At 68.9% G+C, this 25840-nt stretch carries 20 protein-coding genes and 1 pseudogene; 8 read left to right on the top strand and 13 right to left on the bottom strand.

Going from position 1 to position 25840, the window contains the following annotated elements; translation table 11 throughout:
- Positions 1 to 5: 5 nt before the first annotated feature.
- Together ACGFNK_RS00835 and ACGFNK_RS00830 are read right to left on the bottom strand one after the other, a co-directional pair.
- Entirely contained in the window at positions 6 to 422 is a 417-nt protein-coding gene (locus tag ACGFNK_RS00835; protein ID WP_386339722.1) for an acetone carboxylase subunit gamma, read from the bottom strand.
- Between the two features lie 45 nt (positions 423 to 467).
- Positions 468 to 2396, bottom strand: a complete 1929-nt coding sequence (locus tag ACGFNK_RS00830; RefSeq protein WP_393410577.1) for a hydantoinase/oxoprolinase family protein — start codon at positions 2394 to 2396, stop codon at positions 468 to 470.
- 341 nt (positions 2397 to 2737) lie between these two features.
- Here ACGFNK_RS00830 and ACGFNK_RS00825 point away from each other — a divergent pair, with 341 nt between their 5' ends.
- Positions 2738 to 4450: a sigma-54-dependent Fis family transcriptional regulator gene (locus tag ACGFNK_RS00825; RefSeq protein ID WP_393410575.1), complete on the top strand. Its 1713-nt coding sequence runs from the start codon at positions 2738 to 2740 to the stop codon at positions 4448 to 4450.
- Between the two features lie 175 nt (positions 4451 to 4625).
- Here the strand turns inward: ACGFNK_RS00825 and ACGFNK_RS00820 are convergent, their stop codons facing one another.
- Positions 4626 to 5204 carry a TetR/AcrR family transcriptional regulator gene (locus ACGFNK_RS00820; RefSeq protein ID WP_393410573.1) on the bottom strand — a complete coding sequence of 193 codons (579 nt, stop codon included), beginning with the start codon at positions 5202 to 5204 and terminating at the stop codon, positions 4626 to 4628.
- A 91-nt stretch (positions 5205 to 5295) separates the two neighbouring features.
- On the opposite strand from ACGFNK_RS00820, the gene ACGFNK_RS00815 reads away from it, so the two are divergent.
- Positions 5296 to 5742 (top strand): anthrone oxygenase family protein, encoded by a 447-nt coding sequence (locus ACGFNK_RS00815; RefSeq protein ID WP_393410571.1) that lies wholly within the window; start codon positions 5296 to 5298, stop codon positions 5740 to 5742.
- A gap of 612 nt (positions 5743 to 6354) precedes the next feature.
- Here ACGFNK_RS00815 and ACGFNK_RS00810 read toward each other — a convergent pair.
- Positions 6355 to 6603, bottom strand: a complete 249-nt coding sequence (locus ACGFNK_RS00810; protein WP_393410569.1) for a hypothetical protein — start codon at positions 6601 to 6603, stop codon at positions 6355 to 6357.
- A 342-nt stretch (positions 6604 to 6945) separates the two neighbouring features.
- Between ACGFNK_RS00810 and ACGFNK_RS00805 the strand changes: the two genes are divergently transcribed.
- Complete coding sequence (locus ACGFNK_RS00805; protein WP_393410567.1) at positions 6946 to 8010, top strand: LacI family DNA-binding transcriptional regulator; 1065 nt, start codon at positions 6946 to 6948, stop codon at positions 8008 to 8010.
- Here the strand turns inward: ACGFNK_RS00805 and ACGFNK_RS00800 are convergent.
- Genes ACGFNK_RS00800 through ACGFNK_RS00785 form a run of 4 tightly spaced genes read right to left on the bottom strand, consistent with a single transcriptional unit; the run spans position 7973 to position 12685 of the window.
- On the bottom strand, positions 7973 to 9373 hold the full coding sequence (locus ACGFNK_RS00800) for a glycoside hydrolase family 32 protein (protein WP_393412118.1): 1401 nt from the start codon (positions 9371 to 9373) through the stop codon (positions 7973 to 7975). The genes ACGFNK_RS00805 and ACGFNK_RS00800 overlap by 38 nt on opposite strands.
- Before the next feature lie 5 nt (positions 9374 to 9378).
- Complete coding sequence (locus ACGFNK_RS00795; RefSeq protein ID WP_393412116.1) at positions 9379 to 10239, bottom strand: carbohydrate ABC transporter permease; 861 nt, start codon at positions 10237 to 10239, stop codon at positions 9379 to 9381.
- 53 nt (positions 10240 to 10292) lie between these two features.
- Complete coding sequence (locus ACGFNK_RS00790) at positions 10293 to 11279, bottom strand: carbohydrate ABC transporter permease (protein ID WP_393410565.1); 987 nt, start codon at positions 11277 to 11279, stop codon at positions 10293 to 10295.
- The gene (locus ACGFNK_RS00785; RefSeq protein ID WP_393410563.1) at positions 11276 to 12685 is read right to left on the bottom strand and encodes an extracellular solute-binding protein; all 1410 of its coding nucleotides are present in this window, start codon (positions 12683 to 12685) and stop codon (positions 11276 to 11278) included. The genes ACGFNK_RS00790 and ACGFNK_RS00785 overlap by 4 nt, the downstream gene beginning before the upstream one ends.
- 200 nt (positions 12686 to 12885) lie before the next feature.
- On the opposite strand from ACGFNK_RS00785, the gene ACGFNK_RS00780 reads away from it, so the two are divergent.
- Entirely contained in the window at positions 12886 to 14553 is a 1668-nt protein-coding gene (locus ACGFNK_RS00780) for a glycoside hydrolase family 32 protein (protein ID WP_393410561.1), read from the top strand.
- A 415-nt stretch (positions 14554 to 14968) separates the two neighbouring features.
- On the opposite strand, the gene ACGFNK_RS00775 is transcribed toward ACGFNK_RS00780, so the two are convergent.
- Together ACGFNK_RS00775 and ACGFNK_RS00770 are read right to left on the bottom strand one after the other, a co-directional pair.
- Positions 14969 to 15658 (bottom strand): polysaccharide deacetylase family protein, encoded by a 690-nt coding sequence (locus tag ACGFNK_RS00775; RefSeq protein WP_393410559.1) that lies wholly within the window; start codon positions 15656 to 15658, stop codon positions 14969 to 14971.
- Entirely contained in the window at positions 15655 to 16329 is a 675-nt protein-coding gene (locus ACGFNK_RS00770) for a glycoside hydrolase family 11 protein (protein ID WP_393410557.1), read from the bottom strand. The genes ACGFNK_RS00775 and ACGFNK_RS00770 overlap by 4 nt, the downstream gene beginning before the upstream one ends.
- Positions 16330 to 16667: 338 nt before the next feature.
- On the opposite strand from ACGFNK_RS00770, the pseudogene ACGFNK_RS00765 reads away from it, so the two are divergent.
- Positions 16668 to 17525, top strand: a pseudogene (locus ACGFNK_RS00765) (amino acid transporter); the annotation flags it as partial.
- Positions 17526 to 17783: 258 nt separating this feature from the next.
- Here ACGFNK_RS00765 and ACGFNK_RS00760 read toward each other — a convergent pair.
- The 3 genes from ACGFNK_RS00760 to ACGFNK_RS00750 all read right to left on the bottom strand — a co-directional run bounded on the left by ACGFNK_RS00760 (position 17784) and on the right by ACGFNK_RS00750 (position 22672).
- Positions 17784 to 19070 (bottom strand): alginate lyase family protein, encoded by a 1287-nt coding sequence (locus ACGFNK_RS00760; RefSeq protein WP_393410555.1) that lies wholly within the window; start codon positions 19068 to 19070, stop codon positions 17784 to 17786.
- A 215-nt stretch (positions 19071 to 19285) separates the two neighbouring features.
- Positions 19286 to 21328, bottom strand: coding sequence for a CocE/NonD family hydrolase (locus ACGFNK_RS00755; protein ID WP_393410553.1), 2043 nt, complete (start codon positions 21326 to 21328; stop codon positions 19286 to 19288).
- A 48-nt stretch (positions 21329 to 21376) separates the two neighbouring features.
- Positions 21377 to 22672 carry an acetyl-CoA carboxylase biotin carboxylase subunit family protein gene (locus ACGFNK_RS00750; RefSeq protein WP_393410551.1) on the bottom strand — a complete coding sequence of 432 codons (1296 nt, stop codon included), beginning with the start codon at positions 22670 to 22672 and terminating at the stop codon, positions 21377 to 21379.
- A gap of 409 nt (positions 22673 to 23081) precedes the next feature.
- On the opposite strand from ACGFNK_RS00750, the gene ACGFNK_RS00745 reads away from it, so the two are divergent.
- From ACGFNK_RS00745 to ACGFNK_RS00735, 3 genes are all read left to right on the top strand, one after another.
- On the top strand, positions 23082 to 23378 hold the full coding sequence (locus tag ACGFNK_RS00745) for a GlsB/YeaQ/YmgE family stress response membrane protein (RefSeq protein ID WP_393410549.1): 297 nt from the start codon (positions 23082 to 23084) through the stop codon (positions 23376 to 23378).
- A 190-nt stretch (positions 23379 to 23568) separates the two neighbouring features.
- The gene (locus ACGFNK_RS00740) at positions 23569 to 24351 is read left to right on the top strand and encodes an endonuclease/exonuclease/phosphatase family protein (protein ID WP_393410547.1); all 783 of its coding nucleotides are present in this window, start codon (positions 23569 to 23571) and stop codon (positions 24349 to 24351) included.
- Positions 24352 to 24408: 57 nt separating this feature from the next.
- The gene (locus ACGFNK_RS00735) at positions 24409 to 25371 is read left to right on the top strand and encodes an NAD-dependent epimerase/dehydratase family protein (protein ID WP_393410545.1); all 963 of its coding nucleotides are present in this window, start codon (positions 24409 to 24411) and stop codon (positions 25369 to 25371) included.
- Positions 25372 to 25840 lie beyond the last annotated feature (469 nt).

The raw sequence follows: 25840 nt of genomic DNA, 5'->3' as shown, positions 1-25840 counted from the left end.
GAGGGTCAGTGGGCGTCGGCGGCGTGGCTGTGCCGCTGGACGTCGTCGCCGGGGCCGTACGCGACGGCTGTCATCGGGTCGGTGCCGCGCTTCTGCCACTGGGCGCGCAGCGCGTCGATGTCCCAGAGCATGTCGACGGTCGGCGGGTGGCCCGGAGGCACGTACTCGGTCTCCATCTGGGTGGCGCAGCCGGGGCAGTAGAACTCGAGGATGCGGCAGTACGTCGGGTCCGGGGAGAAGGTGAACTCGTACCGCTGCGGGTCGATGATCGGCTGGTGGATCTCCCGGGGATCGCGGTCGTAGACCAGCGTTCCCTCCTTGTAGTTGCCGCGGGCGTCGCCGAGGTCGTGGTCGCAGACCCGGCACAGCCACCGTTCGGTGTCCAGGTCGATGAGCAGGTACTCGGTCATGGGTACGCGCATGGTGATCCGCCTTTCGTGAGCTGGAGGACGCTGGAGGACGCCGGGTCAGCGGGTGTCGGTGAGCAGCAGGTCGCACCCGGCGGTGACGTGGAGCTGCCAGCCCTCCAGGACGCGGGCGGTGAAGAAGGGGCCCTCGACGAGGGCCGGTCCCATGGCGGTGGCGCCGGGCTGCTGCTCGACGAGCGAGTAGACCGGCACGTCCTCCACCTGGTCCGGGCTCGAACGCACCCGCCTCACGCCCGATGACACGGCCGGCCGGGGCGCGAGTGTCTCGTTGCCTGCGAGTTCGACGTGCGGAAGCGCGGCGGTGACCGTGAGTCTGAGCGAACCGTGCAGGCCGGTGCCGACGGCCGGAGCGTCGCCGTACGCGTACGGGACCTCGTCGACCAGCGCCCCGTCCTGCTCCTCCACGACGACGCTCCACTGAAGGACGCACGAGGCCAGCTCGTGTCCTTCCTGGAACATGTCGCGCTCGGCACGCTCCAGCAGCGAGTCGTGCACCGTCGCGGCCGTCGCGGCCGAGGCCTCCGGGAGGCCGGCCTCGTAGCTCTGTCCGATGTCGGAGAAGCTGATCCCGAAGGCGGAGAAGACCGCTGCGAGCTTCGGGACGAGTATCGTCTTGACGTCGCTGAGCCGGGCGGCGCCGCAGGCGCTCATCGGGCCGGCGCCGCCGAAGGCCGCGATGGTCGTGTCCGCTGCGTCCTCGATGCTGCCGGCGAACGCGTTCGCCACCGTGGCGAAGTACGCCGCCTCCATCCGCAGGAGTGCCTCTTCGAGGCTGACGCCCAGCGGCTCGGCGACGGTCGCGGTGACGACCGCCTTCGAACGCTCAGCGTCGAGGCTGAAGTCCCCGTCCAGGTAGGTCGTGGGGTCCAGCACGCCGAGCAGCAGGTTGACGTCGGTGATGGTGGCGCTCTTGCCACCGAAACCGAAGCAGGCCGGCCCGGGCGCTGCGCCGACGCTCTCCGGCCCGACCGTGATGCGGCCGTCCCGGACGGTGATGACCGAGCTGCCGCCGACACCGCTGGAGTGGACGTCGCTCATGGGGAACGAGATCGGCACGCCCTTGACCGAGCCGCGCCGCTCGTCCGCGATCCGACCGTTCTTGACCGATCCGACGTCGGTGGTCGTCCCTCCGACGTCGATCATCAGGACGTGCCCCAGGCCGTACGCCCTGGCCAGGGCGCGGGTGCCCTCAAGGCCGCCGCGCGGACCCGAGGAATACGTCTTGAGCGCCACCGACTTGGCCACCCGGGAGGAGGCTCCGTCGTTGCGGTAGATGAGCAGCGGGTTCTTCACGCGGTGCGATCGGAGCCTGTCCTCGGCGTTGTAGAGAAAGCGTTCCATCGTCGGATGCAGAAAGGCGTTGATCGCCCCGGACCAGATCCGGCGCGAGCGCACCCGGTCGGCGGTGAACTCCCAGGAGTAGAGGATCGGCACCGAGCCCAGCAGGTGCCGGGGGAACCTGCGCAGCAGGATGCCGCGCAGTCGGCGCTCGTCCCGGCCGTCGGAGTCACCCACCGCGACGACGATGCGCGCCGCGCCGTCGGTCGTCAGCTTGTTGACCCGCTGCACGAGGTCGAAGCTTAGGGATTCCTCGTCCGCGTGTGGATCGACGGTGGCGACCCGTGTGCCGATGAGGTCGTCGAAGAGACTCGCCTCGCTCTCGGTCGACCGCAGCTCCTCGACGACCGCCGGGTCGTCGGTGATGAGGCCGATGCGGGGACCCTTGCGCTCCACCAGGGCGTTGGTGCCCTGGGTGGTCGAGTACCGGATGTGCCGTGTGCTGTGCAGCAGGGCCTCGATGTCGGCGGCACCGTAGACGGCCTCCGACGCCTTTGTGATGCCGTCGAAGAGGCACTTGGACAGGTCGAACGGGGTGGTCAGCGTCTTGGTGTACGTGAAGTCCTGACCGTCCCAGACACAGATGTCGGTGAGCGTCCCACCGTTGTCGATGTTGATCAGACGTTGCATGAAGAATTCCCTTACGGCTGCGAGGGATGTCGGTGACGCAGGTCTCCGCCGGGCGGCTCCCAGGAGAACTGGCGACAAATGTGCGCCTTGTTCCAGGAGGCGGCGTGTCCCACATTCGGACACTTGCGAGAGCCGCCGTTCTGGTCGCAGCCCTTCCCTGGGAGGGTTCCGGTCGAGAAGATCGAAGGATTCCCACATGGAAGTGGTGCCAGATGGAGGCTGTCGACCGGCGAGTCGCGATCGCTGCCGCTCGCACTGGGTTTCTCACATCCGGATCGGCCGTTGAGGGCAGGGTCAACGACGCGGTGGCCGCGTCGTGGCGGCGCTCACGCACGGCCGGCGTGGATGCCAGCACCTCTCAGGCGGCCTTCCACAACGACCTGGACATGTCCAGCCGACTGGTCCGCTGCTCACAACCGATCATCGACCGGCTGAGCGAGGAGACCGCGGAGATACCGCTCAGCATCGCCCTGAGCGACGGAAAGGCCCGGGTACTGACCCGCGTCGACACCGCCCGGACGATCGGACTGATGCTCGACAACGTCTCGTTCGCCCCCGGCTTCGGATACGCCGAGGGCGGGATCGGGACGAACGGTGTCGGCACGGTATTCGAGTCCGGCCAGCCGATTCATATCGTCGGACCCGAACATTTCCATGAGTGCCTGCAGCCGTTCGCATGCTCCGGAGCCCCCGTACGGGATCCGCTCAGCGGCCGTATCGAAGGCGTCCTCGACATCAGCTGCCTGACCGAGCACTCGAATCCGCTGATGCACTCGCTGGTCAGGGCCGCCGCCCACGAGATCGAACGCAATCTGCTGCTCGACCGCAGCCACAGCCAACAAGCCCTCTTCGAGACGTTCGTCCGCGTCGACGCACGATCGCGGGACGCTGTCATGGCACTCGGCGGAACGGTGACGATGGCCAACGCCTTCGCCCACGTTCTGCTCACGCCGGCGGAACAGCAGACCGTCCAGGACCACGCGCACCACCTCATGAGCCGCCGGGACCGCGCCGTGGACCAGCTGGAGTTGAGCACAGGAAAGGTCGTCCGCATCCGCGGCACTCGTATCACCGCGGGGCACGACGTGGTGGGCATCGTCGTCGAGGTCGCTCTGGTGGCGGAGGGCAGTCCCGACAGGCCGAGCCCCCTGGCCGCCGAAGAGGCGGTCCCCCCTCCGGCCATGGACACCGGAGCGGGCCTGAACCTGTCGCAGCTTCTCACGCCCTCCACTCTGAGCGGCAGCGGCCGGTCGCCCCTGTGGAAACGCGCGTGCAGGGACATCGCGTCGGCCCTGTCCCGCCATGAGGCGCTCCTGGTCATGGGAGAGACCGGTACCGGCAAGTTCTCACTCGTCGCCGAGATCTATCACCGGGTCAATCCCGGTGGCCGCAGCGTGCTCATCGACGCGGTGGACATCTCGCACTCGAGCTACACCGACGCCGAGGTCGCCCTGGAGGCGACGGCCCTTCCGACGCTGTACATCTTCCGGAAGATCGACCAGCTGTCGACTCAGGGAGTCGAACGGCTCAACACGTTCCTGCTCGCCCTGGCCGACAGCGACCGCCCTGTCTATGTCGCCGCCACGCTGTCCGATGCCAACATCGACTCCGATCTGCCGTTCCATGACCTTCTGGCGCACTTCCAGCAGGCCGCGACGGTGCCGCCGCTGCGCCACCGCACCGAGGACATCCCCGCAGTGGTCGTCCAGGTACTCAACAAGATCTCCGCGAAACGCGATACCCGGGTCAGCCCCGCGGCGCTGCGGGTGATCTGCCACTACTCCTGGCCCCACAACATCACCCAGCTCGAGGACGCCTTGTCCGCGGCACTCCTCAGACGGCCCGTCGGAGAGATCCAGCCCCAGGACCTGCCCGGCTACTGCCACAACGCGGCCAGGCGCCAGCTCACCGGCATGGAGGCCATCGAGCGCGACGCCATCATCAAGGCACTCCACGACGCCAACGGGAACCGCGTCCAGGCCGCGGCAGCACTGGGGATCGCGCGCTCGTCGCTGTACCGCAAGCTCAAGAGCTTCGGCGTCACGACGATCTAGGGCGCGTATCGAGTCGTGATCAATGAGCACCGCAGCTTCCGGGCCGGGTGCCCCGTCGGGGGTACGGGGCCGGCGATCTGCGGCTGCGCCGTGTGGGCGCGAGTGACCGGAAGCGATGCCGCAGGCAGGCAGCGGGGCCCGAGGACCCCGGCCGTGTGCCATCCGGGACGGTGCGTCAGAGCATGGCGAGCCGGTCCACCAGCAGCTCCGTCCTGCGCTCGGTGTCCTCCGGCGGGAGCCGTCCCGCTCGGGTCAGGGTGGCCAGTCCGTGCAGGGACGCCCAGAACGTCTCGGTGAACAGCTCCGGGCGCACGCCGTCCCCGGCGACCTCGCCGAGAGTCTCCAGCAGCGCGGCGAAGGCGTCCTTCAACGGTTCGGGGGTGTCCTCCTGCGCGTACGCCAGGCCGCCGTCGAGCTGGAACAGGGCGTCGTAGACCGCCGGATGGCGTTCGGCGAAGGCGAGGTAGGCACGGGCCAGCGCGGTGGCCCGGGCGCGGGGGCCGTCGGCGGCGGCGGTCGCGGCCCGCATCGCCACGGCCATCTCGGAAGCGCCCTGCAGAGCGACGGCGCCGATGATCTCGCGCTTGCCGCGGAAGTGGCTGTAGAGGACGGGCTGACTGTATTCGATGCGTTCGGCGAGCCGCCGGGTGGTGACCGCGTCCCAGCCCTGCTGCTCGGCGAGTTCGCGGGCCGTGGCCACGATGAGGCGCTCGCGGGTCGCCCGTTCGCGCTGCTTGCGCTCCTGTACCGACATGATTCGATCCTAGCATCGCTAGACAAGCGAGCGGCAACAGTACTAGCGTTGCCCCATCAGCTAGCGATGCTAGATACCAAGAGGGGTCATCATGCTCAATGCACTCGAGGTCGTCACCATCGTGGTCGTCGGCGTGATGGTGGGGGTGGAGTTCTCCGTCCCCTTCTTCAGCAACCCGATCCTCAACGCACTCCCCGGCGACAACGGCCTGCGCGGCCGCGTCCACGGGGCCCGACTGGGCGGCGCCGTGATGCCGTTCTGGTACATCGGCTCGCTCGTCCTCGTCGGGGTCTGGGCCGTCGCCGGATGGGACGACGATGGCACCGGCCTCGTCGTGACCGCCGCCGCGCTGCTGATCGTCAGCGTGCTCATGTCGATCCTGGTGCTCGTCCCGATCAACAACCGGGTCAAGACGTGGACCGCCGGCAGCCGGCCGGCCGACTGGAAGGAGCAGATGAAGCGCTGGGACCGCTGGCACCACGTCCGTGTCGCCGTCATCATCGCCGCCTTTGCCTGCCTGGCGGCCGCCCTCACCTGAGCCCGCGGGCCGGCGCGGCGCCGGTGGCGCACAATCCCCACTCCCCGGGCGGCAGCGGGCCACCGAAATCCCGACGTCCGGGCATGCAGCTGCCGCTGAGAGTCCACACCTGCGATCCCGACAAGCTACGCCCCTCGATCACCTGCGCGGCTCTCGGCTCTGGTTCGGGTGAGGTCTTTGATCCAGATCGCCGAGGCGCGCAGGTGAAGCCCGGCGAGGTAGCTTTCCGGGGTCTTGTCGTAGCGCGTCGCGATGCCCCGCCACGCCTTAATCGGCAAGGGCCGCCAAGATCCCCAAAGGACTCATAATCCGTCGGCCGTGGGTTCGAGTCCCACCCGCCCCACTTGTGCAGGTTGATGACCTGCGGAAACGTTCCTCGTGAGGTGTCGGACCGTCAACTCCCGCTCAATGGACTGAATCCGCTGCTCGCGAGTTTGACGCCAGGTTGGTCTGTGTCGGCTGATGTTGCTCTGACCTGCACGTATGCGCCCGGAAACGTAGCTGGTGAGGCGTGTTCTGGTCGGCTCTGCTGCGGCGTTGAGGCCATTCTGAGGCCGAAGGTATGGGGAAGTATCCGGGAGACTGGGCTCCGACGAGTCGTCTGGGTATGGCTCAGGGCTTTGGAGGGTGTGTCTCGTACATGCGGACGGCGACGATCAGGCCGGAGACGGCGGTGAGGGCGGCGACGGTCCAGATCGCGGTGGTGATGCCGTAGGCGTCGGCGAGGAGGGCGCGACGGCGAAGCCGCCGTCGCGCCACAGGCGGTAGACCCCGACGGCGCGGGCGTGCCTTCTCGGTCCCGTCTCCGGTGCGCACTTCAACCCTCAGCACGTCGAGCGCCCGCCGGTCCGGCGTCAGCATGCGGTCGAAGAGTTCGATGGGGGGCCTCTGGGTTGTGGACCGCTCGGGATGTGCCTTGGCCAAGGCCGGTAAGTGGTGAGGAAACGGCCCCGAGAGAAAGCGGCCTCGCAGGGAGCCCTCGACGGTTGTCGGGGGCGGTCGAGGCCGAGTCTCGTTGAGGCGTGCTGACAGCCGCGAGGGACGGCGGTCGGACGTCCACGGTCGCACGGCGACCTGCACCCCGGCGTGCCGAGGTCAGCGGCTGTTCCACCGCGGTGTCCCATTCGGTCTGCGGCGGCGGGCTCCGCAACATCTCCCGCGGGTAGGCTTTGCCTGATCAGGCAAAGTCGGCGGGGACGAGGCATGGGCGGGGTCGAGAAGACGCGGGGTGGCGGGGCTGAGCGGGCGACCTCGCGGGATGTCGCCCGGCTTGCCGGGGTGTCGCACACGGCCGTGTCCTTCGTCTTCAACGGGCGTGCCCAGGGCAACCTCTCCGCCGAGACACAGGAGAAGATCCGCAAGGCGGCCGAACGGCTCGGCTACCGGCCGAACGCGGTCGCCCGTGGACTGCGCCGGAGTCGTACCGCCGTGATCGGTCTGATCACGGACGAGATCGCCACCTCGCCGTTCGCCGGGCGGCTGCTGCGCGGGGCCATGGACATGGCGTGGCGCAGTGAGCACCTGGTGCTCACCGTCGACTCCGGGCAGGACCCGGTCGCCGAGGACGCGGCTGTCGCCGAACTGCTCGACCGGAGGGTCGACGGGATCATCTACGCCGCGCTGTCGCTGCGCCGCGCCCGAGTCCCGGAAGGGCTGCACCGCACGTTCGCCGTGTTCGCCAACTGTCTCCCCGAGGACGGCTCCCTCCCGGCCGTCATCCCCGCCGAGCGGGCCGGTGGCCGCAGCGCCGCGCGCGTCCTTCTCGACGCGGGCCACCGCCGTGTCGCCCTGGTGGGCGGTCTGGACGACATCGCGACCGCGGAACGGCTGCGCGGCTTCCGGGACGTGCTGCGGACGGTGGGGCTGACCGCCGAGAAGGACTGGATCATGCGGACGGGAGGGGAGATCGCCGCCGGGTACCAGGGCGCGCTGCGGCTGCTGGACGGTGTTCCCGCCTACCGGCGGCCCACGGGGATCGTCTGTTACAACGACCGGGTCGCCGCGGGCGTCCTCCACGCCGCCGCGCGCCTGGGCCTCGACGTGCCCGCCGAGCTGTCCGTCGTCGGCTATGACGACCAGGAACACATGGCGGCTTTCCTCAGCCCGCCCCTCACCACGGTCGCTCTGCCCCATCGCGCGATGGGGGAGACGGCCGTCCGCCTGCTCCTGGACGCCATCGACAGCGGGACCGCGCCGCCGGTCACCACCCGGCGGCTGGAGTGCCCCGTCGTCACGCGGGGTTCGGTGGGACCAGCTCCCAGCCCGTGACCTCGACGTCCGTCCCCGGCACGGTCAGCTCCGCGATGTCGTCGTCCCGTCGGTACACCCGTTCCGTGGCCGTCGCCCGGTCACCCGCGAACAGTTCCAGCAGGGAGCCGTCCACGAGGATCCGTACGGTGAGGGTCTCGCCCGGTGGGGTCGGCAGGACCAGGGGGGCCGTGCCGTCCGGGCGGGAGCGTGGCCAGGCCGTGCGGTCCAGGGTCACCGTGCCGGACGCCGGGTCGAGTCGCACGGTCAGTTCGGCCCCGGACGTGGCCCGCAGCAGGCTCACGGTCGCCGCCGAACGGGCTGTCACCAGCAGGTCGTACGCGAGGGGGAGTGGCCGGTGCGGTCCTGGTGCGGCCGTGAACGGAACGGCCGCTCGCAGTAGTTCGAGCTCCGGAGCCGGTACGACCCGTAGCGTGCCGTCCTCGTGGGTGTCCATCACCCGGGGTGCCGTGAGGACGCCGGACCAGCCCGCGCGGTCCACCTCCTCGGGCGGGCGTGACTCCCAGGACCAGCCCCAGAGCAGGGCGCGGCCGGACTCCGTGTCCTGGAGGACGGAGGGGGCGTAGAAGTCACGGCCGAGGTCCAGCGGGCCGCCGCCCGTGCCGGCCGCGAACCTCGGTCCACCGTCCGCCTGCTCTACCAGACGGCCCGTGACGTACGCGGTGCTCAGCGGGTCGCCGTCCCACAGGGCCACCGCCAGCACCCAGTCGCCCCCGGGGGTCGCCCACAACTGCGGGCACTCCCAGCCGATCGCCCGCTTGCCGAAGGCGCGGGCCGCCGCCGGGTCCCGGCCGTCGAGCAGGACCCCGGCGAACCGCCAGTCGTACAGGTCCTCACAGTCGTACACCAGGACGGACGGGGTGCCGTCGGCGTGGCCGGCGCCCATCAGCGCCCAGCGGCGTCCGGCGAAGTGGAAGACGAAAGGGTCCCGGAACATCGTCACGTCCAGGCCGGGTGGTGGGCCGGCGACCACCGGCACCGGCAGTTGCTTCCACTCCTGGAGGCCGTCGTCCTCGGTCACGGCGAGACAGATCGCGCTCAGGCCCTGGTGGTCGTGGTCGATCCCGGAGTACACCGCTGTCGGTACACCACCGTCGTCCACCACGCAGCCGGACCAGCAGCCCGCCTCGTCCGGGCCGTCGGGCGTGGGGCGCAGGGCGATCCCGTGGTCGTCCCAGTGGGCGAGGTCGGGGCTGGAGGCGTGGCCCCAGTGAACGTTCGTGTGCACGGGGGCGTCGGGGTTGTGCTGGTAGAAGAGGTGGTATCGATCGCCCCAGCGGAACGGGCCGTTCGGGTCGTTCATCCAGTTGGCCGGCGGGCGGACCCTGAAACGCGGGCTGTTGGCGTCGGCCGACCGGCTCACGGAACTCAACGATTGACTCCTGCGGATGTGATGCCCTCGCGCAGAGGGCGCTGGCCGACGACGAACACGACGACGGCGGGGATCATGGAGAGGACGACTCCGGCGAGGACGACGGAGATCGAGCCGGTGCCGAGGTTGCCCTGGAGGGAGACCAGGCCCAGGGGCAGCGTGAGGTTCTCGGTGGAGGTTTCGAGGATCAGCGGCCGGAAGAACTCGTTCCAGTGGTAGTTGAAGGCCAGCACGCCGACGATGGCGAGACCGGGGGCCGCCAAGGGGGCGTACACCGACCGGAAGACGCGCCACGGACCCGCGCCGTCGATCATCGCCGCCTCGCCCAGGTCCTTCGGCATGCCCAGGAAGTACTGGCGCATCAGGAAGGTGCCGAAGGCCGTCGGGAAGGCCGGGACGATGAGGCCGAGCAGGGTGTCGGTCAGACCCATCGTCTTCAGTTCCAGGAAGACCGGGACCATCGTGACCTGCAACGGCACCATCATCGTGGCCAGTACCAGCGCGAACAGCGGCTTCTTGAAGCGGAATTCGAGGCGGGCGAAGGCATAGCCCGCCAGGCCCGCAGTGATCATCTGGCCGGCCGCGATCAGCGCGGTCACCAGGGTGGAGTTCAGTGCGTACAGCCAGACGTCGATCTGGTCGAAGACCCCGCGGTAGGCGTCGACGGTGGGGTCCGTGGGGATGATCTTCGGCGGCAGGTCGAAGGACTCCGCCGGCGTGCGCAGTGACGTCGACACCGTCCAGATGACCGGGCCGAGCGTCAACAGGGCGCACAGCGCCAGGCCTGCGATCCGGCCACAGGGCGCCAGGACGTGCCGTACGCGTGACGCGGTGGGGCTCGTGCGGGGACCCGGCATCGAACCCGATGCCGAACCCGAGAGGGAACTCGTACTCATCTGACTCACCCGGCTCACTGGTAGTGGACGTAACGCCGGCTGAGCCGGAACTGGAGTGCGGTGACCGCCATGATCAGGGCGAAGAGCAGGACGCCCACGGCGGACGCCTCGCCGAAGCGGAGCTGCTCGAAGGCCGTCTCGTAGATGACCATCACGACCGTGCGCGTCGAGTCGCCGGGACCGCCCGCCGTGAGGACGTACGGCTGCTCGAAGACCTGGAGGGCGTTGATGATGCCGACCACGGACGCCACCAGCAGCGTGGGCGACAGCAGCGGCAGGGTGATGGCGAGGTGTTTGCGCACCCCGCTCGCGCCGTCCAGCGAAGCCGCCTCGTGCACCTCTTTCGGGATGTTGTTCAGGCCGCCGACGAACAGCAGGAACGAGAAGCCGAACTGCTGCCAGACGTACGCCAGGACCACGGCCGCCATCGCCCCGTTCTCCGAGGTCAGCCAGGAGACCGAGGGGATACCCACCGTGGCAAGGAGCCAGTTCACGGGGCCGAAGTCCTGGTTGAACAGGTACTTCATCACCACCGAGATGGACGCGGCGGACAGCACCAGCGGGAAGAAGAACGCCGAACGGAACACGGACCGCAGCCACTTGGGCATCCGGCCGTTCACCGCGATCGCCAGCACGAGCGCGATCAGCAACTGGAGTGCGACCGCGAGCACCATGAAGACAAGCGTGTTGCGGAAGGAGACGAGGACCGTCGAATCGGTCAGGATCTCCCGGTAGTTGGCCGCTCCGGCCCACCGCGGGTCGTCGATCACGTCCCACTGGAAGAGGCTGAGGACGACCGAGCCGACGATCGGTACGACCGTGAAGACGACGATGCCGACGACGGTGGGCGCGAGGAACAGTACGGCGAGGAGGCGGGTGCCCCGGGTGCGGATGGTGGTGGCGGCCGTGGACTCGGATGCCTTACGGGTCTGACCGGTCCTGCGGTTCCTGCGGGTGCGGGCGGGCTCCGGCCCTACGGGCCTGATCTCGGTGTTCGTCACACTTCACGCTCCATGGCCTTCTCCAGGTCCCCCTGCAGCCGGCGCAGCGCGGGACGCACCGCGCCGGGGCTCGCAAGGGCGGTTCCGGTGTGCTTGATCAGCAGCTGCTCGACCTCGTTGACCTGCGGCGGGGCCGGGATCGGGCTGGTGGTGGGGATCTTGTCGAGGGTGTCGTAGAAGACCTGCCAGTGGGCCGGGCCGGTCTCCCGATAGCGGGCCTCGTCGACCATGGAGCGGCGGGCCGGAGTGGTCTGGTTGGCCGCGAAGAGCCGGGTCATCACGTCCTTGCGGGCGGTGTACTTGATGAACTCCCAGGCCTCGTCCCGCATCTTCGACGTGCGCAGCATCGCGTACCCGGCGGCGCCGAACTGGTGACGCCGGGTGCGCCAGCGCGGGAAGTACTGCACGTCGTAGTCGGCCGGTTTCATGCCCGCCTGATGCAGGCCGCCCGCCCAGAAGCCGCCCGCGGGCGTGACACCGACGCGGCCGGTGGAGAAGACGCCGACGAGGTTGCGGCCGTCCCCGCCCTCCGGCCGGGTGCACAGGTCCTCCTGGACGAGGGAGGAGAGGTAGTCGTAGACCTCCGCGACGCGGTCGGAGTCGGCCAGGGGTGTCGTCCACCGGTAGCCGCCGCCCCGGCCGCGCCGCTGTGCCTCGGGATAGAAGGAGTTCCAGAGCCAGTCGCCGCCGGGGGCCTTGGACTCGGTGAGGAGGTTGGTGTCGTTGGCGAAGAGCCAGGGGACCACTCCGCCCCACAGCCGGTTGGTCCAGAAGTACGGGGTGAACCGGTCGCCGTTGCTGCGCTTCATCGCTCGCAGCAGCGTTGTGAAGTCGTCGTGGGTCCAGTCGTCGTCGGGGAGGTCGGCACCCGCGCGTTCGAGGACCCGGCTGTTGAGGTACATGTCGGCCGCGTTGAACTCGACCGGCAGCTGGTAGAGGCTCCCCTCGTACATCATCGACTCGACCAGCGAGGGATGGACGTCGGCGAAGTACGTGCGCAGCTCGGCCGCGTCCCGCTTCGCCCACCTGTCCAGCGGTACGCCGAGCCGCTGGGCGAAGAGCTGCACGCCCTCGGTGGCGACGTACACGAGGTCGGGTGCCGTGCCCGCGGCGATCTGGGTGAGGATCTTGGAGAAGAAGTCCGACCAGTCGTAGGCCTGTACCGGGTTGATGCGGATCCTGATGTCGGGGTGGGCCTCGCGGAATCCGTCGCGCAGGGCGCGCTGCGCCTCGGGGTTGAAGGCGGACCCCAGGGTCGCGATGACGAGCGAGCCGTCGTCGCGGCCGGGGATGTCGGCGGCGGTGAGGCGGTCCCAGCCGGCCGCGACACCGGCGAGAGCGGCGGCTCCGGCGCCGTACGCGCCGTAGCGCATCAGGGCCCGTCGGGAGAGGAGCGAGTCGGTCATCGGCGAGCCTAACTCGTGTTAGCCGAAGTTGGATTTCATGATGATGAGAACCCCGCTGCGGCTCTGTCAAGGGATGTGCGCGGATGGGAAGTTGCGAACGAAGTCGGTGCGCGAGGGCTTGACCTTTAACGAGTTAGGAATACGGTTCCGGTCCCATGAGCCGTGTCCCGACGACGACGTCGGGGGAAGGGAGCCGCACGATGCGTGGCATGAAGAGGAGTTCGCTCGGCCCAGGGGAGACACTGTCCAGGCGGTCGCTGCTGACGGCCTCGGCCGTCGGCGCCGCCGGTGTTCTGCTGCCGGACCTCGTGAGACCGGCGGTGGCGGCGGCCCGCGGGGCGACGGCCGCGTGCACGGGCAGCTACCGCGCCGAGTACCACTTCACGGTCCCCGACCAGTGGATGAACGACCCGCAGCGCCCGATCTGGATCGACGGCGAGTACCACTACTACTACCTCTACAACCCCGACTACTCGACGGGCGGCACGACGGCCGGCACCGCCTGGCGCCTGGCCACCAGCACCGACCTCGTCTCCTTCACCGACCGGGGCATCGCCGTGCCGAAGGACACGACTCCGGGCGGCGATGTCTGGTCCGGCTCGGCGGTGGTCGACACGGACGACACGGCGGGCTTCGGCGCGGGCGCGGTGATCGTCATCGCCACCATGGCGCCCGACGAGGTCACCCAGGCCCAGTACCTGTACTACTCGACGGACGACGGCCGCACCTTCACGAACCACGGCACCGCCCCGGTCCTCCCCAACCCCGGAGTACGGGACTTCCGCGACCCCAAGGTGATCCGCGACGAGGAGCGCGGGCGGTGGGTGATGCTGCTCGCCGAGAGCGACAGAGTCGGCTTCTACCACTCCGCCGACCTCAAGGCGTGGACGTACGCCGGCGGTTTCGTCAAGGGCGGCATCGGCGTCCTGGAGTGCCCCGACCTGTTCCGGATCAGGGCGGACGACGGGACCTGGAAGTGGGTGCTGGGCGTCAGCGCCAACGGCAAGAGCTCCGGGCTGCCGAGTACGTTCGCGTACTGGACGGGTTCCTTCGACGGCACGACCTTCACCGCCGACGCGTCCGATCCCCAGTGGCTGGACCACGGCTGGGACTGGTACGCGGCGGTCACCTTCGACAAACGTGACGCTAGCGGGGTCCTGGACCCTGACGCGCGGTATGCGATCGGCTGGATGAACCACTGGGACTACGCGAACACCACGCCCACGATCGAGTGCGACGGCTTCAACGGCACCGACTCGATCGTCCGCGAGGTACGACTGAAGCACGCGTCGGGTACGTATTACCTGGCGTCCCAGCCGGTGGCGGCCCTGGACGACCATGTGTCGCGCACGGTGGACCTCGGCGACATCGCGGTCGACGGCACACGACCGCTCGACTACACGGGTACCGCGTACGAGCTGACCTGTGAGATCACCTGGGACCAACTGGTGGGCGCCGGCCTCCAGTTGCGGCGGTCGTCGGACGGTGGGCGGCACATCGACGCGGGGGTCTATGGCGATTACGCCTTCGTCAACCGCGGTTACACCGTGAGCCCCGACACCTCCGGCCGCTGGCAGGAGAGCCGCACGCCGTTCGACCTGTCCGCCGGCACGGTCCGCCTGCGGATCCTCGTCGACCGCACGTCCGTCGAGATGTTCGTCGGCGACGGCCGGTACGTGCACTCGACCGAGGCCTTCCCCGACCCGTCCGACACCGCACTGGCGCTGTTCACGATCGACGGGCAGGCGGTGTTCCGGAACGTGGTGATCCGGGAGTTCACGGTCTCATCCGACGGGGAGGTGGCCGGGGCGGGCCGAGAGGCTGCCGACGACCGGCGCGCCAGGGCCCTCTATGCCGAGGCAAGCTAGGCATCGGCACCGCGGAAACGGGCACGAGATTCCACGCCCGCACATGTGATGGAGCCTCGCCCGTCGGTAGGGGAATCCGCCGCGGGCGAGTTCGAGAGGTCCTATCCAGCTGGCGAGATCACTCTCGACGCCGTCGGTCTTGCCCCTTGTGGCCTCATTGAGGCCGCGTTGAGGCCACAAGGACAGGAACAGACCAACAAATGTTGACGAGCACTGACACCACTCACCTCACCTGACCTGCTGACACGCGTCTTCCAGCAAAGACTGGGGACGACACCGGGCAGGTTCAGGTCCGAAAGCTGATCGTCCCGGAATACGGCGTACTGCCCGTCTGCAGCGCGAACGGACACCGATCAGTGATGTCTACGGCGAAGCTGCGTGCGCCGAAGCCGTCAGGTAACGCCTGGTCGGCTGCTCAGGGCGCCACCGCGCGGCCCGTCTGCGGGGAGATCACGCCGGCGCACAGACCGCGGGCGGCCAGCCCCTGTGCGATGCGTGGGATCGCGGCCAGCGTGTTGGCGGCCCAGTCGTGCATGAGGATGATCTGACCGTTGGTAAGCCGCCCGGCGGCCTGCACGATCGCATCCGTACTGGCGCCGTTCCAGTCCTGCGAGTCCACGTTCCAGATGATCTCGGTAAGGCCGTACTTGGCCTCCACCGCCTGGACCGTCGAGTTGGTCTCGCCGTACGGCGGCCGGAACAGTTTCGGCGTGCCGCCGCCTGCGGCCGCGATGGCCTGCTGGGTTCGGGAGATCTCCGAGTCGATCTGCGACTGGCCGAGCCGGGTCAGATGCGGGTGGGTGTAGCTGTGGTTGCCGACCCACATGCCAGCCGCCGCCTGGGCCTTGACCCGGGCCGGGTAGGCGGCGGCGTACCGCCCCTCGTTGAACATGGTCGCCCGCAGCCCGTTCCGCTGCAGCGCGCCCAGCAGGGCTGGCGTGTTCCCGGAGGGGCCGTCGTCGAAGGTGAGTCCGACGTATCCGTTGCAGCCGGCGGCCTGCGCTGGGCCGGCGTTGACGGTGAGGGTGCTGGTGGCGGCCAGCGCCAGCGCGGCCAGGGCCGTCGCCATGGGGCGTGCGGTCGGACCCGGTGGGGCGGTGCTCATGGCGCCACCGTGATGTTGGAGTTCCCGCTGCTCTGGTAACCCTCGGTCGCAAGGATCATGTAATACCTGAAGTCGCCGAGGCGCATCCCCGCGCGGGCCCAGGCGTCGAAGTGGTTGCCGGTGGTGATGGTGCCGCCCGTCCGCTTCGACTGCCGCACGCTCCAGTACTGGTTGAAGGTCCTGATGCCTTCGACGGACGGCGCGTTGTACCGCGTCGTCTGGTAGATGTCGTACGTGCCGCCGTCGCTGCTGACAGCGCCCTTGTACGTGCCCGTTGGCCGGTAGGTGCCCCAGTTGTCGACGACGTAGTACTCGACGAGCGGGTTCGACGTCCACCCGTAGAGGCACAGGTAGCCGTTGCCGGAGGGATTGAAGGTGCCCGAGTACCTGACGGTCCTGCGTGAGCCGTTGCTCCAGCCCTTGCCGGCGACGAAGTTCCCGGTGTTTCTCCAGCTCGTGCTGTAGTTGCCGCCGGAGTCCAGGGTCATGGAGACCGTGCCCTGCGAGTCGGTCCAGAACGAGTAGTAGAAGCCGTTGTGGGTGCCGGTCTGGTTCGTGGTGATGACGGTGGCGGCGCGGGCGGTACCGGGCAGGGCCAGCGCCGACGCGGCGCCCAGCAGCATGGCGCAGGCGGCCCTGCGGGTAGTCGGGTGTGCGGGTACGAGGTTCATGCGAGGGCTCCTTCATCTCTTCTGAGGCCGGGATGTGGGTGGCAGTGTTGGCCTGCACTCGTCAAGTGTCAATAGTTTCGGTATCAGATACGAAATATTTCGAAGGCTTCAAGCGTTTAATGAAGGGTTTTCGGTCACCGAACAGAGGGTGTTTGGGAGAAATTCCGAGAGCCTGGGCTTCGAATGTTTCGAAGGGTCTCCGGGCAGATCCGAGGTCACGACTGCAGCAGAGGGTGCAGACGCGGCAACTCGGCGTGGAACCTGACCGGCAGGGCGACGAGGGGGAGGAACACGGGCCGCTCCGTCCGGTGCGTCTTGCGGGCGTAGGCCGCGAGAGCGCATCCGGCTTCTCCAACCTCACCGCGCACGGCGGGTTCCTGTACAACGGTCCGGGCGCGATCCTCACCGGCATCCTGATGGTGGTCTTCTCCTTCATGGGCAGCGAGATCGTCACCCTGGCCGCCGGCGAGACCGCCGATCCGCGGGCAGCGGTCACCAAGGCCACCAACAGCGTGATCTGGCGGATCGCGGTGTTCTACCTGGGCTCGATCCTGGTCGTGGTGTCGCTGCTGCGCTGGGACGATCCGGCGATCCTCGAGGACGGCTCGTACGTCGCCGCGCTGAACTCCATCGGCATCCCGCACGCCGGCGAGATCATGAACGCCATCGTGCTCACCTCCGTGCTGTCCTGCCTCAACTCCGGTCTCTGCACCGCCTCCCGGATGGCGTTCTCACTCGGCCGCCGCAGCGACGCCCCGGCCGCCTTCGGCAAGACCACGGGCCGCGGAGTCCCGCAGGCGGCCATCCTGGCCTCGGTGGTCTTCGGCTTCGTCGCCGTCGCCTTCAACTACCTCTGGCCGGAGACGGTCTTCCAGTTCCTGCTGAACTCCTCCGGCGCGATAGCCCTCTTCGTCTGGCTGGTGATCTGCTTCTCCCAGTTGCGGATGCGCAAGATCATCCAACGGGAGTCGCCGGACAAGCTGGTCGTCAGGATGTGGCTCTACCCGTACCTGACCTGGGCCACCATCGCGATGATCACGTTCGTCCTGGTCTACATGCTGACCGACACCGCCGACGGCGGCGGACGCGACCAGGTCGTCCTGTCCACCCTGGTGGCCGTGGCCGTGGTGGCCTTCGCGCTGGTCCGCGAGCGGCTGGCGCGCAACGCCCGGCAGGACAAGGCCATCCCTTCGTAGCAGCCCGGGCCCGTTGTACGGCCGCCCCGACCAGCCGGTGACGCGGCCCTCCCGCCGCGTCACCGGCTTCACGGCTGCACGCACCCGTCATGCCGGGCCGGTTGTCCCGCGGGGGCAAAAGGGGCTCATCTGCCGGCCCACCCTGCATGTCTGAGAGGGCGGTTTGCGGATACCCCCGTACTCGACAGCTGAGGGACGCTCAGGGATGCGGCGAGTTTCTCCGCTCTGCCGGTGGAGGGCCCTCTGGCGTCTGGTCGGTCAGAACAACTCCGACGACAGTAGTTCGGCGGCGGGCCGCAGAGTCCAGAGATCGCCGCCGGGCGGTGGGGTGAGCAGGGGCAGCGCTGCCTGCGCCTCGCGGTCGCCCGCGTCGGCGGCTGCGTGGATGACGTCGTTCGCCTTCCATATCTCGAAGTTCGACTCCGGGTAGGGCCAGGGCGCCTTGCCCGTAGCGGCCGGGAGGAGGAAGTCGACGGCCTTGAACACGCTCTCGCCGTCGGGGCCCTGGTACTTCCAGAGGTTGATGCCTACGTGCCGTCCGACGTCGGCGAGCCGGGCCAGGGCGAGCAGGTTGAAGGCGGAGTAGTGGTAGCTGCGGGTGCGGCGGATCTCCTGCGGCTGGCTGCCGTCCGGGGAGATGCCCTGGTCGATGCGGGTGGTCCGCGCCTGGGCGACGGTCTGGCGGGCCAGTTGGGGGCGCCCGACGGCCAGCGCGATGGCGGCCACTTGCATGTCGGCGAAGGTGCCGTGGTTGTTGACGGCCGCGGATTCCGCCTTGCCGAAGTCGCTTGTGGTCAGCCAGTCGAGGAACTGGGTGGACCAGGAGCGGAATCCGTCATGGTCGGCAGGGGCCCAGCCGGGGGCGCCGGTGTTCAGGATCGCGGCCGCGTCGAGCAGGCTCGTGAAACCCAGGGAGAATTCGATGAGGCCGGCCGCCCGGCCGTCGTCACCACAGGGCACGAACTGGGCGTTGATCAGGCGTGGGTTCATCCTCGTCTCCGGGGTGACGAACCAGGTGCGCAGGATGTCGGCCGCGTGCCGGGCGTACGCGGCCCGGCCGGTGTAGTACCAGGCGAGGCTGAGGGTGTAGGCGGATGCGAAGACGTAGGCACGCTCGGAGTGGTCGGGGATCAGGTCGGCCTCCGGGTTCCGCTGGCCGTCCTTGCTCACGTATGGGCAGCCCAACGGGTTGTCGGGTGTCTTCGGCTGGCTGGGCCACCAGTACGGGGCCTGACTCAGGTAGTCGTGCTTGTCACCGCTGGGCGGGGTCTGTGTCTTGTCGGTGACGCTCCAGGGGCCCTGGCCGAGCCAGTTGTCGGCCTGCTGGACCAGGTCGGCGAGAGCGCGTCGCCGCACCGGGTCGCCCTGATCGAGGCGTTGTTTCGCGTGCACCAGGCGTTTGCCGTCGAGCACGACGGTTCGGGGGACGCGCTGCTCGGCTACCACCGTGGCGGCCGGGACAGCGGCTCCGGTCGGGACCGCGGCGACGAGCAGCGACAAGATGGCCGTGCCGAGGGACAACAGGCCAACGGTACGTTTGTGCATGACGACTCCTCATCACATGGATGAACGACGTTCACATGCGTACCTGTTGGACGGTAGAAGCGTCACTCGCGGACGGCAATACCCGTGACGTGACGTCATCCGATGAATAGAGGTGACTCTGCCGGCGGTCGTCGTCGTCCCGTGACGAATTCCGCTCAGTGTGCGCCTATAGGTCGGATGTATGGGGAAGTGTGCACCGCGGCACTCTGCACCCGCTAGAGCAGATCGCGCGGCACCTTCTCGTTCCAGGTGCGGGAGAAGACCCGGCGGTCGGTCTCGTACGCGTCCAGGGTCGCGTCCACGAAGAAATCCGTCTCGTCGCAGGTGAGCTCGGTGTGCGTCACCACCCGTACGTCCCAGTTGTCCCGCCGGAACCGCATGGTCCAAGTGGATTCGCCGCTGACCGAGGTGAAGTCGTCGGCGACCGCCGTATAGCGCTCATAGGCGTGGCGGCCGGCTTCGAGGCCGATGTCCTCGAAGCGGACCGTGCCCCGGTCCTTCACGATCTCCAGTTCGGCGTGGTAACCGACCAGGTCCCGCTTTACCTCCCAGCGCTCCTCGGTCGGCGTCACCTGGCTGGTGGCGATCGGCGGTGTGCCCTCGGGTTCGGCGAAGGGGCTCGGCGGTACGTCGTCGGGTTCGTCCACCGGTCGGACCGGCAGGGTGAGCGTGCTGCAGTTCTCGTGGACGCTGATCAGCGCGGGCTTCGGCGGTGGCCATGCCAGCGGCCAGTACGAGGTGGAGAGGGAGAGCCTGATGCGGTGGCCCGGCGGGAAGGCTTGCGCCACTCCGTTCAGCGGGATGGTGGCGCGGTAGCGCCGGCCCGGTTCCAGTGGTTCGGGGGACTCCGTACTGTCGCGGCGGGTGAGGTTCAGCAGGCCGTACGAGACGCGGGTCGCGGCGCCGTCGGGGCTCACGTCGGACAGGCGCGCGGCCAGCATGGCGACCGGTTCGCTGACGGACAGGTCGAGTTCCACGCTCGGTGAGCCGAGGATCTCCAGCCGTTCGGTCAGCGGCTCGGTTTCGAAGACGAGTGAACCGCCGTCCTCCTCACGCTGGTCGTACGGCAGGTCCGGTGGCGCGTTGTAGGAGGCCCACTTGCCCGCGAACTGACCCACGGACAGCGGCGACTGCACGGTCATCGCGTCGCCGTCGCGCGTCTGTGCCGGGTCTGCCGGGTCCTGCGGAGGTCCGATCGTGTGCCGGGTGAGCGGATGCGCGACCGGCCGGATGTGCGGGGAGGGCCACTCCGGCTCTCCGACCCAGCGTCCCGGCCGCTCTTCGTACGCGGTGGAGGGCGGCACGCTGTCCTGCATCCATGTCTGCAGCATGGGACCGTCCATGACGCCGTTGTCGACGTCCTTGAGCCAGTGGTCCCACCACCGCACGACCTCCTGGAGGTAGCCGATGGCGGGGCCGGGCTCCCCGAGGTGGGGGAACTTGTGCGACCAGGGGCCGATCAGTCCCTTGCGGGGCACGTCCAGGTTGCCGAGCAGCCGGGTCACGGCGTTGGAGTAGCCGTCCGCCCATCCGCTGGAGGCCAGGACCGGGCAGCGCACGCTCTGGTAGTCCTCGCACACCGAGGCGTGCCGCCAGTAGTCGTCTCGGCGCTGGTGGCGCAGCCACTGGAGAACCCAGGGCTCCGTGTTCTCCAGCCGTTCGTGCCACATCTCGCGCCAGCGGTCGCCGACCACTGCGGGGTCGGGCGGGCAGGTGCCGTAGGCGAACATGGTTCCCGCCTCGGCCAGGTTGTCCGACAGCAGGGCGCCGCCCATGTAGTGCATGTCGTCGGCGTGCCGGTCGTCGGTGAAGGAGGCGATGACGACGGCCTTCAGGCCGGGCGGCCGGCGGGCCGCCACCTGGAGCGCCGCGAACGCGCCCCAGGAGATGCCCATCATCCCCGTGCCGCCGTCGCACCAGGGCTGTTCCGCCAGCCAGGCCAGGACCTCCTCGGCGTCGGCCTGCTCCCGTTCCAGGTACTCGTCCCGCAGCACGCCCTCCGACTCGCCCGTGCCGCGCAGGTCGACACGGACGCAGGCGTAGCCGTGCCCGGCGATGTACGGGTGGTGGATCGAGTCCCGCACGGCCGTCAGGTCGCGCTTGCGGTACGGGATGTACTCCAGCACCGCGGGCACCGGCTCGTCGTCCGAGGAAGTGGGGCGCCAGATGTGCGCGGAGAGCCGGACTCCGTCGGACATCGGGATCGTGACGTGTTCTTCTTCCTTCGTCGCGTACGGCAGGTTGGTCACGTAACGCATGGAACCCACGTGCTCCTTACTCTCGTGGGGGTTCACTACGGCAGGGCTTCACTCCTGCGGGGGTTCGTCGAAGGCGAGGCCCAGGGCGGCCACGCAGTGGTCGAACTTCTCCCGCAGCTCCGCCTCGTCCGCCCCGCCGGTGAAGATGTGCGCCAACTCGTAGCTGTAACTGTCCTGTCCGGGGAGCTCCGAGAGCCGGGTGCCCTCCTCGGGGACCACCTCGATGCGCACGCCCGGCGTTTCCCGCTCGACGCGGGCGATCTCCTCGGGCCCGGGCACCCGGCGCACCACTCCGTCGGTGAACCAGCGGTGGTACCACTTCGCCGCCATCGCGTACGGGCCCTCGCGGTGCGGCATGCGCGGGTCCTCGCCGAGTGCGAGGCTCACCATGCAGTGGTGGTTGGGGACGCCGTCGACGTACTGGAACAGCTCCGCGTGCGACTGGGAGTGCCGGGGGTTGATCTCCAGCAGGTTGATCGACTGCGTCCGCGGGTCGTAGAAGTACTCGATGCTGAAGGTGGCCGAGTCCATTCCGATCTGCCGCATCACCCCTGCGGAGACGTCGTGGAGCTCCGCGACGACCGCCGGCGGCAGCGTCGAGGGGTACTGATGGCGCAGGAAGCAGGGGGAGTCCGGGTACTGGATGGAGTCCAGCACTCCGTAGATCGTCACCTCGCCCTGGTGGACGTAGCCCTCGACGGCGACCTGGACGCCGGACATCGCCTCCTCCGCCAGACAGACCCGGCCGCCGACGCCGTCCATCTCCGGAGGCAGGTCGATGCGTTCGAGGATGTGCTCGAAGGGGCGGCCGATGCGGGAGATTCCCTCACGGATCTCGATGACGGCCTTGCGGAACTCCTCTTCGTCATCGACTCCGAAGGCGAGTTCGGACGAGTAGGAGAGCGCGGGCTTGACCCACATCGGGAAGGTCACGTTCTCGGGCGGGCGAGGCGGCTCAGCCGACAGGTCGACCCTGTCGAAGCCCGGGTGCCGGTCGGTCGCCTTCTGCTGCTCCAGCCGGCTCCAGTACTTGTGCTCGCACTTGACCACCGACTCCAGGCTCGTGCTCCGCGTTCCGTAGCGTTCGCTCAGCATCGGCACGAGGGTGCTGACCGGGAAGTCCCAGTAGCCGACGATCGCGTCGATGCTGCCGTCGAAGGTGTCCAGCACCTCCCGGGCCTTGTCGAACAGTGTGGGCAGGTGCACCTCGCCGACCTGCAGTTCCTCGACGGCCAGCAGCTGGTGAAAGCGCAGCCGATCAGCTCCGGGAACCGCCCGCAGCGTCGGCAGATTGGCCTCGTCGAGCCCGATCACGAAGACGTTCTTGACCTTCTCGTCAGGCACGGCTCTCCTTCCGACCTACGACCGGCTGGCAGGTCTCCCAAGATCGTCGGAGTACCCCTTCACGCGAGGGTCAATCCGGTCCGGGCCGCCACTCGTTCTCGGTGCGGCGGGTGCGGCCGACCCCGGAGCAGGCCCTGCGGGCAGTCAAGGACAACGGGAGCGGACACGACCAACGGGACGGCGTCCCTCCCTTGCGGACGACGCCGGTGCGACGGCCCGTCAGGAACCGGCACCCACCGGCCGATGAGAACAGCCGAAGCCCACCGGTGCCGCCATCTGGAATGCTCTCCGGCCCATGTCAGGCCGTGCGTTCGAGGACTTCGGCGCCAACTGCTGTTTGGTGACGTGCTCATGGGTAACCCGTCCGGCGAACCGGACACAAAGCCGGACACAAAGGAGAAACTCTGCCATGGGCATCATCGCGTGGATAGTCATCGGTCTGCTCGCTGGGGCGATTGCCAAAGCGCTCATGCCGGGCAAGGACCCGGGCGGAATCATCGTCACCATGCTCATCGGTATCGCCGGAGGCCTGCTTGGAGGCTTCCTCGGCAAGGTGATCTTCGGAGTGGACTCGATCGACGGCTTCTTCGACCTGTCCACCTGGGTCGCGGCCATCGTCGGGTCCGTCATCCTCCTCGCGCTGTACCGGCTGTTCACCACCCGTGGACACGGGCGCGGACACCGGCGCGGACACGTCCACGCATAGCAGGCGCGTTCACGAACTGCGGCCCGGGACGGGTGAGTCCGGGCCGCATCGCGTGGCCGGAAGTCCGGCGAACAGGAAGAAGCAGAAGACCGTGACCATGTACGAGGCCCCACCGATCACCTTGTGATCGGTCGGGTACGTCCGCCAGGCACACCGGAGGTGACGGAAACGTGGTGGGGGAGCGTCGCCGATGCGGGTAGTGACCTGGAACGTTTGGGGCCGATTCGGACCGTGGCGGGACCGGGCTCCGCGGATTCTGGCGACGTTGGACGAGTTGCAAGCGGACATCGTGTGCCTGCAGGAGACCTGGAGCACGTCGGACACCAGCCAGGCGGACGAAATGGCCGCGCGGCTCGGCCTTCACGCGGTCTTTACGAGGAGCCGTATGCCGAGGCGGCAACCGACCCCCGACGCCGCGATCCTCGGCTTGGCGGTACTCGGGCGGTGGCCGGTTGTGGAGTACCGGCGGCATCAGTTGCCCGATGGCGCGGACGGACCTCCACGACGCGGCGACCCCACGGTGGCCCTCGCCGTCACCTTCGCCCATCCGGCCGGTCCCCTGCATGTCGTGACGGCCTGCCCGGACTGGCAGGCAGACCGTGGCGACGCACGGCTCGCGCAGACGCGCGCGCTGGCCGCCCTGCTCGCCGATCCCGCTCTGGACGGTCCCTTGCCGCCCATCCTGGCCGCCGACCTCAACTCGCGGCCGGGTACACCGGAATTCCTGCCCCTCACCCAAGTTCTCGTCGACGCCTGGGCCGCCACCTGCCCGGCGCAGCCCGGCCACACCTTCACCACCAACAACGCTTTCGTGGGGTCGGACGAGTGGCTCGCTGACGGACGGATCGATCACATTCTCGTGCGGTCCGGTATGCCCGGCCGCCCAGTCACCCTTCAGGCAACCACCCTCGCGGGAACCAGTGAACCGGCGCCATCGGATCACTACGCCGTGGTGGCCGATCTGGACGGGTGAACCTCATACCGGTACGCACGCGGACACGCACATGAAGGCAACAGTGAGGAGAGCCCGATGAGCCGACGCGCCTTCCGCCGGGCCCTGGTGACCGGCGGAGCCGGATTCGTCGGATCGCACCTGTGCGGGCGGCTGCTCGAGACGGGGGCCGACGTCGTATGCCTCGACAACCTGGCCACCGGCTCGCGCGCCAACCTGGTGAACCTGCAGCGGTACGACGGTCTCCGCTTCGTGCAGGCCGACGCCGCCGATCCTGCGGCGTGGCGGGCGCTGCCAGGGCGTTTCGACCTGGTCCTGCACTTCGCCTGCCCGGCGTCCCCCGCCGACTACCTGCGGCTGCCACTGGAGACCCTCGCCGTCGGCAGCGACGGCACCCGTCACGCGCTGGACCGGGCCCGCCGCGACGGCGCCCGCTTCGTCCTCGCCTCCACCTCCGAGGTGTACGGCGATCCGCTGGAGCATCCGCAGACGGAGACATACTGGGGCAACGTCAATCCGATCGGTCCGCGCAGCGTCTACGACGAGTCCAAGCGCTTCGCCGAGGCCCTGGTCACCGCCCACCGCAGCGTGCACGGTACCGACGCGGCCATCGTCCGCATCTTCAACACCTACGGCCCGCGCATGCGCACCGGCGACGGCCGTGCCGTGCCCACCTTCATCGCCCAGGCGCTGGACGGTGTGCCCCTGACTGTGGCCGGCGACGGCAACCAGACGCGTTCGCTGTGCTACGTCGACGACACGGTCGACGGTGTCCTTGCCCTGGCGGCCTCCGACGAGCCGGGCCCTGTGAACATCGGAGGCGGTGAGGAGATCGCCGTGCTGGACCTCGCCCGCCGCATCGTCGACCTCACAGGTTCCGCCTCCCGGATCCGCTTCGTCGAACGCCCGGTCGACGACCCCGCCCGCCGCAAGCCCGACACCCGTCTCGCCCGCGAACGGCTCGGCTGGCAGCCGCGGACCAGTTGGAGTGCGGGCCTGGAGCGAACGATCGACTGGTTCACCCGGTCGGTGGCTGCCTGACCCGGTCCGACGTCGATCCGGTCCGTCGGACCGCTGAGGCTTCCGCCGCGGGCTGCTGGGGTCGCGCAGGCTGCGAGCTGCCTGTCGGTCGGCGGGGCGGCTGCGAGCGGCATGTGACCGGCTCGTGGGCTGCGGACCGTATCCGGCCGGCGGGTGAGCAGCCCCCGGGGGCTCCCTTCTCCCTGGCCCGGTGTTTCGCCGGCCTCCGTGCGCGGCCCTCTGAGCCGTGTGCCGTACTGGCGTGCCCGGACACCGCCCGCCCTGTCCGCGGGGGCCATCGGCACCGCTCGACGAACCGGCCGACCAGCCGCTCGACGAACCGGCCGGCCGACCGGCCGAAGCATTGTTCGGCCCCAGCAGTCAGCCGCACCTCTCACCCCGGCCATTGCAACCAGCCGTGACCTAAACATTGCATTTTGTGAAATTAGCATTCCATGCCGAGCTATCTCCAAGTGTTTGAGACAGCTGT

Origin of the sequence: Streptomyces sp. NPDC048825 (assembly GCF_043198355.1) — a bacterium.
Taxonomy (GTDB): domain Bacteria; phylum Actinomycetota; class Actinomycetes; order Streptomycetales; family Streptomycetaceae; genus Streptomyces; species Streptomyces xiangluensis.
This window is presented reverse-complemented; position numbering and strand designations above follow the sequence as displayed.

Excerpts from the sequence above, each read along its gene's own strand:
- ACGFNK_RS00835 (WP_386339722.1), bottom strand. The coding sequence starts at position 422 with ATGCGCGTACCCATGACCGAGTACCTGCTCATCGACCTGGACACCGAA.
- ACGFNK_RS00830 (WP_393410577.1), bottom strand. The coding sequence starts at position 2,396 with ATGCAACGTCTGATCAACATCGACAACGGTGGGACGCTCACCGACATC.
- ACGFNK_RS00820 (WP_393410573.1), bottom strand. The coding sequence starts at position 5,204 with ATGTCGGTACAGGAGCGCAAGCAGCGCGAACGGGCGACCCGCGAGCGC.
- ACGFNK_RS00815 (WP_393410571.1), top strand. The coding sequence starts at position 5,296 with ATGCTCAATGCACTCGAGGTCGTCACCATCGTGGTCGTCGGCGTGATG.
- ACGFNK_RS00810 (WP_393410569.1), bottom strand. The coding sequence starts at position 6,603 with ATGCTGACGCCGGACCGGCGGGCGCTCGACGTGCTGAGGGTTGAAGTG.
- ACGFNK_RS00805 (WP_393410567.1), top strand. The coding sequence starts at position 6,946 with ATGGGCGGGGTCGAGAAGACGCGGGGTGGCGGGGCTGAGCGGGCGACC.
- ACGFNK_RS00795 (WP_393412116.1), bottom strand. The coding sequence starts at position 10,239 with ATGCCGGGTCCCCGCACGAGCCCCACCGCGTCACGCGTACGGCACGTC.
- ACGFNK_RS00785 (WP_393410563.1), bottom strand. The coding sequence starts at position 12,685 with ATGACCGACTCGCTCCTCTCCCGACGGGCCCTGATGCGCTACGGCGCG.
- ACGFNK_RS00780 (WP_393410561.1), top strand. The coding sequence starts at position 12,886 with ATGCGTGGCATGAAGAGGAGTTCGCTCGGCCCAGGGGAGACACTGTCC.
- ACGFNK_RS00775 (WP_393410559.1), bottom strand. The coding sequence starts at position 15,658 with ATGAGCACCGCCCCACCGGGTCCGACCGCACGCCCCATGGCGACGGCC.
- ACGFNK_RS00770 (WP_393410557.1), bottom strand. The coding sequence starts at position 16,329 with ATGAACCTCGTACCCGCACACCCGACTACCCGCAGGGCCGCCTGCGCC.
- ACGFNK_RS00760 (WP_393410555.1), bottom strand. The coding sequence starts at position 19,070 with ATGCACAAACGTACCGTTGGCCTGTTGTCCCTCGGCACGGCCATCTTG.
- ACGFNK_RS00755 (WP_393410553.1), bottom strand. The coding sequence starts at position 21,328 with ATGCGTTACGTGACCAACCTGCCGTACGCGACGAAGGAAGAAGAACAC.
- ACGFNK_RS00745 (WP_393410549.1), top strand. The coding sequence starts at position 23,082 with ATGGGCATCATCGCGTGGATAGTCATCGGTCTGCTCGCTGGGGCGATT.
- ACGFNK_RS00740 (WP_393410547.1), top strand. The coding sequence starts at position 23,569 with ATGCGGGTAGTGACCTGGAACGTTTGGGGCCGATTCGGACCGTGGCGG.
- ACGFNK_RS00735 (WP_393410545.1), top strand. The coding sequence starts at position 24,409 with ATGAGCCGACGCGCCTTCCGCCGGGCCCTGGTGACCGGCGGAGCCGGA.